The organism is Tolypothrix tenuis PCC 7101, assembly GCF_963874875.1.
Classification (GTDB): domain Bacteria; phylum Cyanobacteriota; class Cyanobacteriia; order Cyanobacteriales; family Nostocaceae; genus Aulosira; species Aulosira tenue.
On the sequence record NZ_CAWNJS010000001.1, the window covers coordinates 1,226,262 to 1,242,116 of the forward strand.

At 41.6% G+C, this 15,855-nt stretch carries 18 protein-coding genes; 6 read left to right on the top strand and 12 right to left on the bottom strand.

Annotated elements, in window-relative coordinates; all coding sequences use genetic code 11:
• Positions 1-88: 88 nt before the first annotated feature.
• The gene (locus AACU25_RS04930; RefSeq protein ID WP_045872596.1) at positions 89-292 is read right to left on the bottom strand and encodes a hypothetical protein; all 204 of its coding nucleotides are present in this window, start codon (positions 290-292) and stop codon (positions 89-91) included.
• A 12-nt stretch (positions 293-304) separates the two neighbouring features.
• Complete coding sequence (def, locus tag AACU25_RS04935; protein WP_096574164.1) at positions 305-868, bottom strand: peptide deformylase; 564 nt, start codon at positions 866-868, stop codon at positions 305-307.
• 200 nt (positions 869-1,068) lie between these two features.
• Between def and AACU25_RS04940 the strand changes: the two genes are divergently transcribed.
• Positions 1,069-1,971: a permease-like cell division protein FtsX gene (locus tag AACU25_RS04940; RefSeq protein ID WP_096574165.1), complete on the top strand. Its 903-nt coding sequence runs from the start codon at positions 1,069-1,071 to the stop codon at positions 1,969-1,971.
• Between the two features lie 176 nt (positions 1,972-2,147).
• Entirely contained in the window at positions 2,148-2,957 is an 810-nt protein-coding gene (locus AACU25_RS04945; protein ID WP_096574166.1) for a DUF3598 family protein, read from the top strand.
• Positions 2,958-2,986: 29 nt separating this feature from the next.
• On the opposite strand, the gene AACU25_RS04950 is transcribed toward AACU25_RS04945, so the two are convergent.
• Positions 2,987-3,529 carry a GNAT family N-acetyltransferase gene (locus AACU25_RS04950; protein ID WP_096574167.1) on the bottom strand — a complete coding sequence of 181 codons (543 nt, stop codon included), beginning with the start codon at positions 3,527-3,529 and terminating at the stop codon, positions 2,987-2,989.
• Between the two features lie 104 nt (positions 3,530-3,633).
• Positions 3,634-4,209 (bottom strand): leucyl/phenylalanyl-tRNA--protein transferase, encoded by a 576-nt coding sequence (gene aat / locus AACU25_RS04955; protein WP_096574168.1) that lies wholly within the window; start codon positions 4,207-4,209, stop codon positions 3,634-3,636.
• A gap of 103 nt (positions 4,210-4,312) precedes the next feature.
• Here aat and AACU25_RS04960 point away from each other — a divergent pair, with 103 nt between their 5' ends.
• Entirely contained in the window at positions 4,313-4,642 is a 330-nt protein-coding gene (locus AACU25_RS04960; protein ID WP_045872727.1) for a hypothetical protein, read from the top strand.
• Between the two features lie 94 nt (positions 4,643-4,736).
• Here AACU25_RS04960 and rpsN read toward each other — a convergent pair whose 3' ends face one another.
• The 5 genes from rpsN to AACU25_RS04985 all read right to left on the bottom strand — a co-directional run bounded on the left by rpsN (position 4,737) and on the right by AACU25_RS04985 (position 9,274).
• The gene (gene rpsN / locus AACU25_RS04965) at positions 4,737-5,039 is read right to left on the bottom strand and encodes a 30S ribosomal protein S14 (RefSeq protein ID WP_096574169.1); all 303 of its coding nucleotides are present in this window, start codon (positions 5,037-5,039) and stop codon (positions 4,737-4,739) included.
• Positions 5,040-5,129: 90 nt separating this feature from the next.
• A complete protein-coding gene (nth, locus tag AACU25_RS04970; RefSeq protein WP_096574170.1) occupies positions 5,130-5,819 on the bottom strand; it encodes an endonuclease III in 690 nt (229 codons plus the stop codon).
• The gene (rseP, locus tag AACU25_RS04975; protein WP_096574171.1) at positions 5,795-6,892 is read right to left on the bottom strand and encodes an RIP metalloprotease RseP; all 1,098 of its coding nucleotides are present in this window, start codon (positions 6,890-6,892) and stop codon (positions 5,795-5,797) included. Before rseP ends, nth begins: the two co-directional genes overlap by 25 nt.
• A gap of 303 nt (positions 6,893-7,195) precedes the next feature.
• The gene (gene serS / locus AACU25_RS04980; RefSeq protein WP_096583507.1) at positions 7,196-8,476 is read right to left on the bottom strand and encodes a serine--tRNA ligase; all 1,281 of its coding nucleotides are present in this window, start codon (positions 8,474-8,476) and stop codon (positions 7,196-7,198) included.
• 222 nt (positions 8,477-8,698) lie between these two features.
• The gene (locus AACU25_RS04985) at positions 8,699-9,274 is read right to left on the bottom strand and encodes a DUF3611 family protein (RefSeq protein ID WP_096574172.1); all 576 of its coding nucleotides are present in this window, start codon (positions 9,272-9,274) and stop codon (positions 8,699-8,701) included.
• A 564-nt stretch (positions 9,275-9,838) separates the two neighbouring features.
• Between AACU25_RS04985 and AACU25_RS04990 the strand changes: the two genes are divergently transcribed.
• Positions 9,839-10,186, top strand: coding sequence for a PadR family transcriptional regulator (locus AACU25_RS04990; protein ID WP_096574173.1), 348 nt, complete (start codon positions 9,839-9,841; stop codon positions 10,184-10,186).
• A gap of 65 nt (positions 10,187-10,251) precedes the next feature.
• Positions 10,252-10,782: a cofactor assembly of complex C subunit B gene (locus AACU25_RS04995; RefSeq protein ID WP_045872585.1), complete on the top strand. Its 531-nt coding sequence runs from the start codon at positions 10,252-10,254 to the stop codon at positions 10,780-10,782.
• A 418-nt stretch (positions 10,783-11,200) separates the two neighbouring features.
• Here AACU25_RS04995 and AACU25_RS05000 read toward each other — a convergent pair whose 3' ends face one another.
• Positions 11,201-11,518, bottom strand: coding sequence for a DUF3155 domain-containing protein (locus AACU25_RS05000; RefSeq protein WP_045872584.1), 318 nt, complete (start codon positions 11,516-11,518; stop codon positions 11,201-11,203).
• Positions 11,519-11,799: 281 nt separating this feature from the next.
• Here AACU25_RS05000 and AACU25_RS05005 point away from each other — a divergent pair, with 281 nt between their 5' ends.
• Complete coding sequence (locus AACU25_RS05005; protein WP_096574174.1) at positions 11,800-13,131, top strand: GAF domain-containing sensor histidine kinase; 1,332 nt, start codon at positions 11,800-11,802, stop codon at positions 13,129-13,131.
• Positions 13,132-13,211: 80 nt separating this feature from the next.
• Here the strand turns inward: AACU25_RS05005 and AACU25_RS05010 are convergent, their stop codons facing one another.
• Both AACU25_RS05010 and AACU25_RS05015 read right to left on the bottom strand, forming a co-directional pair.
• The gene (locus AACU25_RS05010; protein WP_096574175.1) at positions 13,212-14,453 is read right to left on the bottom strand and encodes an S-layer homology domain-containing protein; all 1,242 of its coding nucleotides are present in this window, start codon (positions 14,451-14,453) and stop codon (positions 13,212-13,214) included.
• A 365-nt stretch (positions 14,454-14,818) separates the two neighbouring features.
• Positions 14,819-15,514: a conjugal transfer protein TrbI gene (locus tag AACU25_RS05015; RefSeq protein ID WP_096574176.1), complete on the bottom strand. Its 696-nt coding sequence runs from the start codon at positions 15,512-15,514 to the stop codon at positions 14,819-14,821.
• Between the last annotated feature and the right edge of the window lie 341 nt (positions 15,515-15,855).

The following is a 15,855-nucleotide window of genomic DNA, read 5'->3' on the forward strand; positions in this document are numbered from 1 at the left end:
GTACTTAGACAAAAGTAAAAGGTAAAAGGCAAAAGGATAAATTTTGTGATTGCTCCTTCTTCCTTTTACCTTTTCATGTACCTGATGCTTATTTAATGTTAGCCTTTGCGTCCCTCACTGCGGCAAAGAAAAATAATCCTGTGAGAGGAATACTCAATACCAAGATGATCGTTGTGGCTTGAACGCCTAAGTCTGGTTGTCCGTAACTCAGTTCAAAAATCGAACCAACAGCCGCGATCGCTGCTACACAAGAACCAGCTAGAAATAATCCGCTTTTTGGAGTTAAATACACTACTAAACCACCCTATGCTACTGGTTTCACCGCCTGATACGAGAAGCCATTTTTAGATAGTTCCTGGGCCAAAGTCAAGGAATTATCTACACGATCTACGAATACCACGCCATTGAGGTGATCCATTTCGTGCTGAATGCAGCGTGCGAGTAAGTCAGTTGCTTTTATTGTCTTAGGACGGCCATTTTCATCCTTATAAGCAATTTCTACCACTTCTGGACGCTTGACATCCATATACACGTTAGGAATGCTCAAACAGCCTTCTTGAGCAACGCAGATTTCTTTGCTTACCTGTTTAATGGTGGGGTTAATCAATACCAATGGCGGATTAGCAGGATTATCTGGTTCTAAATCGATGACAATTAGTTGTTTATGAATGCCAACTTGGGGTGCAGCCAAACCAATGCCATCTTTGCTGTACATAGTTTGCAGCATATCCCGGATTAGTTGGCGCAGTTCATCATCTACTTTGGCAATGCGCTTTGCTGGTTGACGAAGAGCGCGATCGCCTAAATAGTGAAGTTGCAAGGGCGGATTTTTTAACTTTTTTTTCTCGACAGCAATTTCGGAGGGCATGATTCCTTATGGCTTGATTGTGAAAATTCTTTCTAGTTTAATTCTATCAATCCCTTAATGGCTGAAATCTTGCTGACTCTGCTATCAATATCAGTAAACACACAAATTCTACACAGTCGAGTATAAATGTGATGTTATCGCGTACCATGACTTCAGTATTTTTGTCAGGGCGCTAAATTCAGTTACTAGGGTGATGATGTGTGTGGAAATTTTTAACTAAACTCGACTACCTCCTCAAAGAAACCTTCCTCGGCTGGCTGCGCGGAGGTTGGATGAATTGGGCAGCAGTCAGTACTGTAACAGTATTACTATTTTTATTTGGGATGAGTTTGCAAACCTCCTGGCAAGTAGAAAAATTACTTTACCAGTTTGGTAGTCAAATGGAGGTTGCAGTTTATCTAGATTCGGGGATATCAGCTGTCAATCTAGAACCACTAGTGAAACACATACCAGAAGTGGTAGGAACGCAAGTAATTACCAAAGAAGAAGCCTGGACTAAGTTAGTGAAAGAACTAGGAATTTCTGATATTGAAGGTGCAAACCAGCAGCTAGCAGAAAATCCCCTAGTTGATGAAATTAAAGTCAAAGCACGTAACTCGGAAGTTGTGCCGAATTTAGCAACTAAGTTGGCTAAATTACCGGGAGTGAGTACAGTGCAGTATGTTGATGAAGTCCTCAAGCGTATCGCCCAGTTACATCAAGGTTTAAACTGGATTACAGTAACAATTACCATCATCCTCACCTTAACTGCGATCGCTGTCACCAGCATCACAATTCGCCTCATTGTGATGGCGCGCCGACAGGAAATTGAAATCATGCAGTTAGTCGGTGCGACTACAGCTTGGATTTACCTACCGTTTATTTTACAGGGTATAGCCTTTGGCGTATTTGGAGGTGCGATCGCTTGGAGTTTGATTACTGTCATTCAACAATTTATCAGCAACTTGCTATCCAACCAGCCTGAATTTATTCAATTTATTAGCCACGGCTTGCAACTTACTCCAGTACAAATTTTATTATTACCCCTAATTCTTGTAAGTTTTGGTGCAGCTGTAGGATTAATAGGTAGTTTATTTGCTGTACGGCGTTTTGCCAGAGGTTAGTTATTTGGCATTTGTCATTTGTCATTTGTCATTAGGTAATGGGTAATTGGTAATTGGTAATAGTTATTTTCTCTTGTCGCCTCATCTTCCACCCTTCGGGAAGCTGCAAAGCGTCTACATCTCTCCAGTCCCCAATCCCCAGTCCCTAGTCCCCAATCCCCACTCCCCAAATTCTTATGACATCTAAATGGGAAAGATTACTATTAAATATTGGTGAATGGCATGGTTCATTTACCAGTTTCTCTGCCCAAGGTGAACTGCTGCAAGATATCAAAAGTGTCGTTTCTCTAGAAGGGTTAAATAATAACCAGACAATTCGCCAAATTGTGAGCCTTCAAGGACAAGAAGATTTAGTTCTTGAATATAGTTCTTTGTCTAAAAGTATTTTATTGTTTGAAAATGGGGCATTTTCCCAAGGTTCAATTCAATTTGGGCCTTTTAGTGAATTTGGTGCAGAATTGGGTTTGATTTATGAAAATCGTCGATTGCGGCTAGTTCAATTATTTGATAAGAATAGTCAACTAAATAAACTCACATTGATACCAGAACATTTAGCTGGTACTGAACCTATAGCAAGCCAGAATCTACAAATCGAGGACTTGTTAGGAGAATGGCGCGGTGAAGCAACAACAATATATACAGATTTTCGCCCTACTAATACTGTCTCCACAACCCTAAAATTACAACTTGATGATGCTGGGCAGTTTATCCAAACTCTTTCTTTTGGACAATATACAATTACTTCCAGCGCTACGATTAAAGGCTCGATTATCCACTTTGATCAAGATCCACAAAAGCAGATGCAAGTATTACTCCTACCTCACGGTGCTTCTGCAACTTCGCCACTCAAGATAAACTTACGTCAAAGTTTTATTTTAGAGGTGGGTTGGTTAATTAAGCCAAATCTCCGCCAACGTATGATTCGCAGCTACAGCGATAAAGGCGAATGGGTAAGCCTTACTTTAGTGACTGAAGAAAAAGTTTAAAAATTGGAAGATTTAAATTAAAATTTTGCTCAATTTTCCCAAGATTCTCTGGTCAACAGCCATTCAGTTTGACTCCAGCCGCGTTCACGCATCCAATCTGGGCTAGGAATTGTGCCAATTATTACAAATCCATATCGGAGTGCTAAACGCGCAATCCGCAAATTTGCACTGACAGTAATACCTCGAATCTGTTTTAAATCTAGATTCTGAAATCCAAAATCAATCATCGCTTTCGCCACTTCAATTGCGTATGCGTAACGCCCCCAGAATTTAGGTGCTAATTCTATCCCTAATTCCGCCTGTTCAGAACTGTAATTTTCTCGGCGCAGTCCACAACAACCGATCAATTCTTGAGATTTGAAACGTTCAACAATGGCAAGCTGATAATTGATACGCGGATGTTCATTTGCCCACTGACGAAACAGATAAAAAAGCTCACGTGTATAATTGGGTGCTACTTCTTCCGGCGAACAGAATTCAGCATACCTTGGATCGGTGTGATAGGCGAAAAATGCAGGCTCATCTTCTGTAATAAAGTCTCGCAGCAGAAATCTTTTAGTGACAATTTCCATAGCTAGTGACTCCAGCCTGATTATTCAAGTGCAAATAAAAGGCGATCGCACCTACAAATACAGAACTGTTCGCAGCCCTTCATCTAGTTCTATCAGGCTCTTTTTTATACTAAACTACAGGGACTTTGCAACGCTTTGTGTAGTAGGGCTTGATATTCTTCATCATTAATGCGATAAGCACCAAATCGTTCTAAATGCGGATTCATCATTTGTGCATCAAACAGCAAAAATTTATTCTGGCGCAATCTCTCTACTAATTTCACCATTGCTACCTTTGAGCCTTCGGGAATGCGATAAAACATGGATTCGCCAATAAAAGCACCTGCGATCGCAATTCCTAAAATTCCCCCAGCAAGTTCGTCACCTTGCCAAGTTTCAAAGCTAAAAGCGTAACCATTCTGATACAAAAGCCAATAAATCTTTTCTAATTCCGGCGAAATCCAAGTTGTCTCGCGGTTAGCACACCCAGCCACTACCGCTTTAAAATCACGGTTAATTGCCACTGTAAACCTTTCTTGATTCAAAACACGCCGCAAAGATTTAGGATAGCGAAATCTTTCATCTAAGGGAATTAATGTGCGATCGCGACTACCATACCAGCCCAATCCCTGACTATCATCAGCCATGAGAAAATAGCCTTGAGCATAACCCTGAATAATAGCAGCGATATCATATTCCATAGTGAAGATCACAATTCAAAAACTCATATTCCGAACGCTATTCGATGTTAACAGTCATCCTTTGCGTTCCTTTGCGTCCCTCTCCCTCTGCGTTTAAAAAAAAATGACAGAACCAATTCCACCTATCACCCTACCACCATCAGAAAATCCCCAGCTTGAAGGCGAATGGTTACAACAACGCCTGCTGCGGTGGCTGGATGCAGAATTTCTGCCAGAAATTGTCAATCAAAAGATTGCTCAACGCGCCGCCCAGATTTTTATGCGCCAACGCATGGAAGGAGAAAACGACCTTGGTTCTCTGGTAATTGCCATTGTCACAGAGATGCAAGCGTTTGATTTTTCTAAAAGCTTTTATGGAGAGTTTGCGATCGCTAACGCTGTCAGCGATCTACTCTTAGAAAGTTTGGGAATCGATCGGTGTTGTGGTCAATAAAGAAAGTCCACGGTCAAAAGTCCACAGTCAAAAGTTTTCTCTTGACTCTTGACTCTTGACTCTTGACTCTTGACTCTTGACTCTTGACTCTTGACTACCAGCTAGACTTAACCACGCCAGGTAAAAGTCCTTCGTGCGCCCATTCCCGCAGGACGTTCCGAGACAGACCAAAGTCACGATAAACGCCTCTGGGACGACCTGTGACCCAGCAACGATTGCGGCGACGGTTAGGTGCGCTGTTGCGGGGTAGTTGTTGAATTTTGCGGTGAATTTCTAGCTTTTCCAGTGGAGATTCAGCGCTTTCAAAGTCGCTCATCAACGCTTCACGCTTTTCAGCGTACTTTTCTACCAACTTAGCGCGTTTTTTCTCGCGCTCAATCATGCTCTTCTTTGCCATACTTTCTCGAATTTATTTAAAGACAGCATTTCCCATTCTACAGTTAGCACAGGCATTTGGCCTTTCTAGCAATAGGGCTGCTATTATAGCTTAACCTAAGGCCGCTGGCTTATTTGCGTCTGGGCATAAATCTGCTAATTCACAAGCGATACATATAGGGGAACGGGCTTTACAGATAGCGCGTCCGTGATAAATTAGCCGAATTGACCAATTTTCCCAATCTGGTTGAGGCAATAATTTCATTAAATCTTGCTCAATGCGGACTGGGTCTGTATGTTTTGTTAAACCCAGGTGATTGCTCAGTCGCTTAACGTGAGTATCGACCGTTACCCCGGCATTAATGCCATAAGCATGAGCCAAAACTACATTAGCCGTTTTCCGCGCTACACCAGGAAGCTTTAACAGCTGTTCCATTTGGTTAGGAACAACAGAGTTAAACTCAGAGACAATCATTCTACAGGCAGCTTGAATATTCTTAGCCTTATTGCGATAAAACCCTGTAGAACGTACCAAATCTTCTAACTCTGCTAATTCAGCATTGGCTAAACTCGCAGCATCGGGAAAGCGAGCAAACAAAGCTGGTGTGACTTTATTTACCCGCTCATCTGTACACTGTGCGGAGAGAATTGTTGCTACTAAAAGTTGTACAGGTGTTGAGTAGTTCAAAGAGCAAGTTGCATCTGGGTAAAGATGCTTCAGGCGATTTAAAATTTCAAGCGCCCGTTGCTTCTTAGATAAGGCTTTACGCGTAATGGTCACTGGAACAGTTTTTGTACCCACTCCAACTGGATTGTTAATTGGGTAGTTTCTTTAACGATGAGAAAGATACCTAGTCCTAACAGTAGCACCAAACCAGTTTGCATAACACTTTCTTGAATGCGGCTAGGTAATGGTTTACCGCGCACACCTTCAATCAACAGAAACGCCAACTGTCCACCATCTAAAGCAGGTAGAGGCAAAATGTTGATAATTGCTAAGTTAATACTGATCAGTGCCGCAAAGAAGAACAAACTACCGGTATCATTTTGGGCAATATTAGCGCCAATTTCCACAATTTTAATTGGCCCGGCTACCTGTCCAGCAGTTTCCCCAAAGTTAGTAATTAGTTGTCCAAAACCTTTGAATGTCATTACCACAATGCGTTGAAATTCAGTAGCACCAACACTCAACGCTTCGATGGGATTAGCAACACGGCGACGCTCAACTTTACCATTGGGAGAAAGTCCAATGCCAATTGTACCGCCGCTAGGTTTGGCATCTGGAGTGACATTGACAGTCACTTTTTCATCGCCTCGGGCAATTTCTAACTGAACTGATTTACCTGCACTAGTTTTAATTAATTCTCTAAAAGCGTCTATTTCTTGTAAAGAAGTACCAAATTGCCTTTGATTAGCCGCTACGATCACATCTCCTGGTTTAATTCCTGCCTTCGCGGCTACAGAACTAACTTCTGGGGCTAGCTGTTGAATTAATACACCGGGTTGGCTAGCTTGTCCCACACCAACAACACTCACCTGTCCCACTAAAAGTAAATAGGCGAATATTAAATTGGCAATGACACCTGCACTAATCACGATCGCCCGATCTAATATAGGACGATTACGCAGCAGATTTGGGTCATTGGGGGGAATATCGCTATCTGGATCGTCATCGGGAAAGCCGACAAAGCCACCTAAAGGAAAAGCGCGGATAGCATATTCGGTTTCTGAACCTTGGTATTTCCAAAGAACCGGGCCAAAACCTAACGAAAACCGATTAACATGAATGCCCTGAGAACGTGCTGCAATGAAATGTCCTAGTTCGTGTACCAAGATCAAAACAGCCAAAACTGCGATCGCTGCTAAAACTGACATAGATCAAACAAGATATTAAGCTATATACCTATCTCCATTCTAAAATGTGTCACTGGCTAGCACTGGCAGTAAATCGTCTGAATTGAACAATTTCCATCTTGCGATCGCCAAATATTAGCCAATGGTTATAAGCCAATAGGAATTACCCCCACAAAAATTATTCAACTCTTGTGGAGGCAATTAAATCCTGTAGGATGTGTTACGGCTCGATCAATATAGATTTCCTAACGAATAATTCAGTGTTTAGCCGTAACGCATCGCCCAAACTAGCTGTACAAATGACAAATGACAAATGACAAATAACTACAACACCTCACGCCCTAAATAAGGTTGCAACACTTCTGGTATGCGTACCGTCCCATCTGGTTGTTGGTAATTCTCCAAAATTGCTGCCATTGTTCTTCCTACAGCCAAGCCCGAACCATTTAAGGTATGCAAGTACTGAGTACCTTTCTTTCCTGCTTCTTTAAAGCGAATATCAGCCCTTCGTGCTTGGAAGTCAACAAAATTGGAACAACTAGAAATCTCCCGATATTTGCCAGAAGAAGGTAACCAAACCTCTAAATCGTAGGTTTTAGTAGAAGAAAATCCCAAATCCCCAGTACATAAATTAATCACACGGTAAGGTAATTTCAAAGCTTGTAAAATTGCTTCTGCATTTCCCACCAGTTTTTCTAGTTCATCAAACGAAGTGCTGGGATGAACAAATTTCACCAACTCCACTTTATTGAATTGATGCAGGCGAATTAGTCCCCGCATATCTCGCCCATAACTCCCAGCTTCCCGACGAAAACAGGGAGTATAAGCGCAATGGTAGATAGGCAATTCTTCCGCCGTGAGAATTTCTCCCCGGTAGAGGTTAGTAACTGGAACTTCTGCGGTGGGAATTAGCCACAAGTCATCATCGGCACATTTAAAGCTTTCTTCCGCAAACTTTGGTAACTGACCAGTAGCAGTCATAGATTCTGTATTTACCAAAATCGGTGGACTGACTTCTACATAACCAGCCTCAGTCTGACGCGCTAGCATAAATTGAATTAATGCCCTTTCCAGCGCTGCGCCAGCACCTATCAAGTTCACAAACCGACTTTGGGCAACTTTCACAGCCCGCGCCACATTCAGAATACCGAGCTTTTCGCCAATTTCCCAGTGAGGCAAAATATTCTCATTTTGCGGAATATACTCATCACCCCAACGCCGGACTTCTACATTCTCTTCTTCACTTTTGCCAATCGGTGTGGAATCGCTAGGCAAATTAGGGAGTGCAAGTACTAGTTGCTCAATTTCAGCTTTTAGGGCTTTTTCTTGCGGTTCAAGTTCGCTCAATTGAGTTTTAATAGCGTTCCCCTCATCCCGCAAAGATTGAATTTCTGGAGACTGAGGATTGGTTCCAGATTTAATCTTTTGCCCAACAATTTTACCAACTTCGTTGCTGCGGGCTTGGAGTTGATTACGTGTAACTTCCAGTTCCCGTTGTTTTTGATCTAACTGCAATATTGCTTGAATATCGTATTTACCACTACGACTATTCAAGCGTTCTTCAACTAGTTGGGGATTTTCCCTTATTTGCTTAATATCCAGCACAGATTTTTCTTTTATTTTTTGCCTAGTATCTTCTGCCAACACATCAGCATATCCTGATTTTGGTGCGACATAACAGGATTTGTAATACAAAATTTAATTAAATTGGGGAATGGGGACTTAGCAGGGCAAGGGGGCAGGGAGCAGGGAGCAGGGGGGAAATTCTTCATTTCCATTACCAATTACCGATTACCAATCCCCCATGCCCAATGCCCTATGCCCTATTTAAGGTTTATTAATCCTATTCAGCAGCCAAAGTGAGGCTACTAGTCCGCCAAAGTGAGCCATGACTGTGTTTGTGTTAGCTTGAACAACAAACATATCCAAGCCGCTGATAAATGGTTGGTTGCCTTGAGGAGAAAATAAAAATTGAGTTTGGGTAATTGCCCTGGCTGCTAACGTTCCGACAATAGCCTGTGCGCCTAACAGAGTTAATAATATTCCTACTAAACTCACCATTACTCCTAAGCGCAAAACTTGTATAGTTTCGCTTTTACGCGGTCGGTTATTGGGATTAGCCGATAGTAGTTGAGCGCCTAGTCTGGTATAACGAAAAGCTAAATAAATACCTACACCCAAGGAGACTAACCCACAAATAGCCAAAAAGATACCAAATCCTGCTCCGGCATTATTACCTGAGCTACCAGGCCTTTGGCTAGAAATTGCAAATAGTAACAGAATTACACCAGAAACTACACCTAGTACTAACTGTATCCAAAAACTAATCCAACCTGTCAGCCGGAACTTTTGGCCAATTGCCCGAATATTAGAAGACGATGTTGCGTCAGGATTTTGTGACATACTGGTAACGAATTATCTAGGCGCTGCATAAAAATTGGGCATGGGGCATTGGGCATTGGGTAATCGATAATTGGTAATTGGTAATCGGTAATGGAAATTAAGAATTTCCCCCCTGCTCCCTGCCCCCTTGCCCTGCTAAGTCCCCAGTCCCCAACCCCATATTCTAAGGTCTGCACTGGTAAATTTATTGTAAAAAAAGTGTTTATTAACTTTTTACAGACAAAACTGCATTTTACCTGTAAAATTTCTTCGATGGCATCTTATTGCTACAGCAGTTCTAACCAGCTCGGCATCACTTGACACAAAGATGTTGGCTTTGTCAATATCTTAAATTGCTCCTCACCACACCGTCTTGAGCTTGGATAGGAACGTAAAATCCTGCGTTCCTGAACTCACACACTCGTCCCACAACTGTCAAGAACGTGGGTTATCGTTTAATGTTTACGCTTTGAAAATTTCGCCTAAGTAGCTTTAGATACTGGTACAAGTGCCGGAGTATCAGTATATACTGACTACAAGCATTGTAGATCTCACCTTAAGGCATTTTTTAGCCATCCACTAACCATGAAACTTGAGGATATATATCATTTCTTTGAAAATCCTCCGCCAACTTACCTCTGTCAGGAACTAGCAGTTTGTTACATTCTGTACGTTTTACTACAAGGTGAATCATACGGAACCGAGTTGATCCAGCGCTTGGAGAATGAATATCCTACCTATCGGCTTTCGGATACCGTACTGTACAGTGCAATTAAATTTCTCGAAGACCAAAGGGCAATAACTGGGTATTGGAAGAAGCTTGAAGGGCGGGGCCGCCCAAGGCGGATGTATCAAGTTTCTCCAGAATGGCAGGTTCAATCACAAGAATTAGCCCAGCTTTGGCTAGAGTACATCAATCCGAGAACAAATTAACGAATAATTAGATATTGAGAATGAAATGAATAAGTCTCCTCCAATCAAATAGTACTTTTTTAGTTATGGATACTGCTATTCTGCCATCAACGTTCCTACTGACCTTATTGTTATCGGTTGGGCTGTTTTTCTTTATTCGTGCTTCCACTAAAGAACGCACGCAGACAGCGCAACTGATATCTGAACAAGATGAAGCTAGTTTGATGCCTCAATTACAAGAGTATTTTCGCTCTCGGTCTTATCGAGTGGCAGCGCTAGACCGAGAACAAAACCAAGTGACTTTTGAAGGGTTTGTGCAACCAAGCTGGTTTTTAGCAGTGTTTTTGACGCTGTTAGCAGCTATTGGTTTACTTTGTTTGTCACTGGTTTTGGCAATACTTTTTCCGAGTTTTGGGACTCTGTTTTTGGGGTTAATTCTGCTGTCCCCTTTGAGTGGTATTTTTTATTGGCAAAAAGCTGGAAGACTTGAGAAGGTGTCGCTCAAACTGGAAACTATCCCGAATCAGCAACACTCCTCAAGTACAATTACTGTGACTGGCCATCGTGACGAACTCACAGAGTTGCAGAAGGCTTTACAGTTAAAACCATTTAAATAAATTTTGATTTTTTTGGAATTTTTTGCACCTCTCACAATTATGAGATGCTGCATCATATCCAATCTTTTCCGGAAAAAGAGTTTTAACAGTTGAATATACAAGCTAGAAGTTATGAATATTCCCTACGAGGTAGAGTCGTAGGGAATATTCTATATCTTTTGAAAGAGCGTCCTGAGCAATCTACCGAATGAACGCACAATTTCGCTCCCGCTTGTAGATACTTTTTGCCCTATGCTGGCTTCTTTCTATATCATGCGATGATCAACCAACCTATGCAAACAAGTATGGTTTGAAAATCTCTCCTGGCAAATCAGCTACAAACTTAAAAGAAATTGGAATTTTTGCATAACCAGAGCAATTTTGCCAGTTAAATGATTGTCAGAAGTCGCATAAAATGCGTAAGATAACCACTGATAGTTTAGCGACCAGCTAAAGCCAATGCTTCCTGACCAGTAGGAGATTCTAAAGTCCTAAGGCTGGGAAACAAGAAATGGTTTTCTTCAACGTATTGAGCACCAAACAAACCTTTTTCTGCCCAGAAATAACGGTCTGTAGTGTGTTCATTACGTTTTACTAGTAGCAATGCAGGTGGCGCGATACCTTCAGCTTGAATAAATTTTCTTGCTGCTGTCACAGGCTTTTCTTCGCCACTCTCGATGCTATATTGAGGCACATGTTCTAGGATTCGCCGCCCTTCTTGGCGACGACGACTTTTCCGCTTCCGTCTCCTTGCCAACCTATTTTCCTCCTCTTTCAAGCTATAGATTGTAGTGATAGCTACAAAATCCGTCGTAATTATATAGGTTCTAGTTCAAAAAATCAACCGTTTTTAAGGCTTTGATACAACTCAATTAATGTGTGAAAAGCTAGACAAATCAAATTTAGGGAAATATATAATTCCCTGAACCAAACCATTAGTAAGAAGATTTAGTTAAGCTTTATTAAATGAGCGAGGAACAAATTCCCCTCTTCTTTAATTTACCCTTAAATTCTATAATCTTGAGCAAAATCTGAAAAATGTTAATGTCTGCCAGTTCTGATTTTGTTGCTCTATGCCGAGAGCAAATAGCATTGTTAACCCAAGGGCTAGGAGCATCGTTAAGTGTTGTCTACTTAACACAAGAATTGGTGGGGTCTCCTACAGGTGAGGCAAAACTGATTCCTGTAGTGGTATATCCAGAGACGGCTATATTAAAGCAGGGTGAGGAGACTGCTGAGGTGAAAACACCTAAGCACAAGCAAATCAGCAATGTTTTAGCTTTACCGCAATATCAGGGACAAACATTGCCGGATGATGGGGAATCATCAACTTCGCCACAGGATTCTGAAGCATCGGAGGAATACCTACTGAGTGAAAACCAAATTGTTTTACCCTTAAGTCATGAGGGTGTGATGATGGGGTTACTCGTGACGGGTAGAGAAGACAGGGCATGGAATGAACAAGAGCAAAGCCAGATTCAAAGCATAGCCCAAAGTCTAGCGATCGCTTGTATTTTAGATCAACGTCGGGCTTGGTTACAGCAGCAATTGCAACAACAACAGATTTTGCAAGAACAGCAGCGCGATTTGCTAGATAATCTCTTGCACCAGTTTCGTAACCCCTTAACAGCAATTAGAACCTTTGGCAAACTGCTAATGAAACGCTTGCGCGCTGGCGACCCGAACCGCGATGTAGCTGGTAACATCATCCGAGAAAGCGATCGCCTGCAAGAATTATTACTACAGTTTGATCAGGTCGTTGATTTGTCAGAAGCAGATTTAGCACCTCTCCCACTTCCAGAAACTCAAGTAGTAGAAGCTACTCTGCAAAAAGAACCAACGAAGCCACCCTTGTTATTACCAGGAACAGGAGAAAAAGAAGCTGATTGTGCTTTAGCAGAGTTATTAGCGCCGTTATTAGTGTCAGCTAAAGCAATTGCTCAAGAAAGAAATTTACAACTAATTACTAAAGTTCCTCGAAATTTACCCTTAGTCCGTGCCAACACTAAAGCATTACGAGAAGTATTAAATAACATCATCGATAATGCATTGAAATACACGCCAACAGGAGGCAAGATTTTCATTCAAGTAGGGCAAGAACAAGATAATTTACAAGGAATTGCTATTAGCGATACTGGCCCGGGAATTCCCCCAGAAGACTTAGCGCATATTGGCGAACGTCATTACCGAGGCGTACAGGCGCAAACAGATATCCCAGGTACAGGTTTGGGATTGGCGATCGCTAAACAGTTAATCGAGGAAATGCAGGGTAAAATCGAAGTTTTTAGCCCTGCAATTAATTCCATCATCGCCTCACCCAAAGCACCGGGAACGACGTTTATTATTTGGTTACCGGAAGTTGAAGGTTAGTCAACAGTCAAGGGTCAAGAGTCAAGAGTCAAAATTACTAAATAACCTTTGACCCTTGACTCTTGACCCTTGACCTTTCACTATTTGAGCGATAACAACAGGTTTTGATTGATGGTCATTTGTAGGTCGGTGTCGGGGTCGATAGCAATTAAATCAACACTGTTCTTGCCGAAGAATAAGCCAATTAAAGCACCGATACCAGCGCCACCGAGAACTTCTTCTGTTGCGATCGCGCGATCGCCTGTGACTGCAGATACAGCAGCGGCGGCTCCAGCGCCCAGGACGGTATCTTTAATGATGCTTCCTGTACTAGTCCCCTTGTTGACGGTTTCTGTCTTGGTAATGACCTCAGAGGTGGCGCTAACTTGATATTCTTGGCCATTGGTCAATACAAGTTTTTGGGCGACGAATTGAGAACCGCCTTGTGCTGGTTTGATTTGACCAACTACCTGACTACCAGCCGGAATTACTACAACACCGTCTTGAGTAATGACGTTTTGCGCTACGGTTAGGGTTAAAGGTGCAGTCTCAGTTTTGGTAACGAGAATTTTTTGCGCCTGATCGTACTTCACAGGGATAGCAGTTCCTTGAGGAATGGTGACTGCTACAGGTGTGGGTGTGGTAGATTGAGCCACCACAATATAAGGCGAGTTAACAGCAGAGGCTTGATTGGAACTAACCAACGCTTGATAAATAAACGCTGCTACCTGCGCTCTTGTGGCGGTGGTAGTAGGATTGAGGAACTTCACATTGGGATAGTTGACGACAATTTGTTTTTCCGTAGCAGCTGCGATCGGACTGCGGGCGTAGTCAGCGATATTAGAAGCATCGTTGAAATATTGCAGAGTGCTTTCAATATTGCTACTAGGACTATATTCCAAACCGTTGGCGAGGGAAACTAGAACCTGCTGGCGAGGAATTGCTTGGTTTGGTTCAAAGCGGTTACCGGGATATCCTGACAAGAAACCAATGGTATAAGCTTGCTGAATAGCACTAGATGCCCAATAGTTGCTGGGTACATCTGTAAAGTTAATTGCTTGCCGTTGTGGAGATTTTTGGAAAGCTTTGTTAACCATAGCAGCAAATTGAGCGCGGGTAACTGGTTCTTCTGGACGGAAACTACCATCAGGAAACCCAGCAATTACTCCTCTTTGTGATAATTGTTGAATAAATTGTGCTGCCCAATAATTAGAAGAAACATCAGAAAAAGTAGTTTGAGCAAAGGAAGGAGCAGCTGTAATTAAAGGTGCTACTGTAGCAGTTGTAATACTTAAAGCCATTAATGCAGCTGTTCCGGATTGCCAACGATTTAAAGCAAACATAGAGTTTTAGTCCAATATAATTTATTTGTTTTTCTGTTACTTACCTAGACAATTGATGGATGCTAATGTTCCTAAGTATTCTGCCTTTTTATAAAACCGTGACTTAAGTCACAGTTTGTTATTAAAGCATCTAGATAAAGTTAAAAACTGCAATACCAATAGTTTGATTTAAGGGTTAACCTAAGCAAACATTAAGGTAGAGTATTGAGTTTTGATTGTTTATATTCAAGGCGAAATAAAATCATCCGGATGAAATAGAATTAGCCGGATAAAAGACCTATTAAAAATTAAGCGATCGCACACATATAAAAAGTGGCGATCGCAGATTAGGGATGATTGAATTCACTACTGAAAGTTAGTTGAGTCTAGTAGCGAGATAGTAGCAATCTAGAGTTTAATGTGATACCTAAATCCTGTTCAGGACGCAAGACGAAAACATCAGCTTGGTTTTTCCGTAGCAGTACACTGGCTCCAGCACCAGCCGCCGCACCAATAATAGGTTCTAAAACTTCAATTTTGCGGTTACCTGTAACCAATGAAATTAAAGTTGCAGCACCAGCGCCAATAGCAGCATCTGTTAAAATACTGCCTGTATCAGCTCCTTTAGAGATTCTTTCAACTTGAGAATATGTGCGAGAACTAGCACTAATTTGCTGACGACGACCAGAAGAAAATACTAATTCTTGAGCGACAAATCTGACACCTTGTTTATTGTTATTATTATTTCTGTCACCAGAATAAACGCTACCAAGGTTTACAGGTTCTAGTCTGCCAACAACATCAGTTCCCCGAGGAATTAATACATTCCTGTTATTATCGATAATATCGCTCGCGATTTTGAGTGTTAGATCCATTCTTTCGCCAGGCTTAACAATTACTTTTTCTTTTTCGTAAGTAACAGGAAAAGTTACATTAGCAGGAATAGTAACTGTTCGGGATTGGTTAATATTATATTGAGCACTAGCAGGAGCAGAGGCAAATAAAGGCGCGATCGCACCTGTAGTAATTGCCATTGCCATGAGTGCAGCAGTTCCAGTTTTCCAACGATAAAGGCGTGTCATACTAGGGGTTTCCGTTTAAGTCTGAGAGATTTTTAATGACGCAGATTTACTGAAATTGTTTCAGCATATTTTTAAACCTGTCTATGGGGATATGCCGTAGGTAAAGTAGTTCTAAGACGCGTAGTATTTGCGATCGCTATTGGGCAGTTATATGCTGCTAATACGCGCCTATTAATTAGTTTGCTATACATATATATGATATCTGACGGCAAACGTGGTCAGATTGTTCCTGAAGGTTGATATTTGCTAAAAAACTGGCAATTACAAAAATAGTCAAATCGTAGGAAATATATAAATACAGTATTTGATCAAGACATTTAGCGATGTCTTCTTCTCATAAT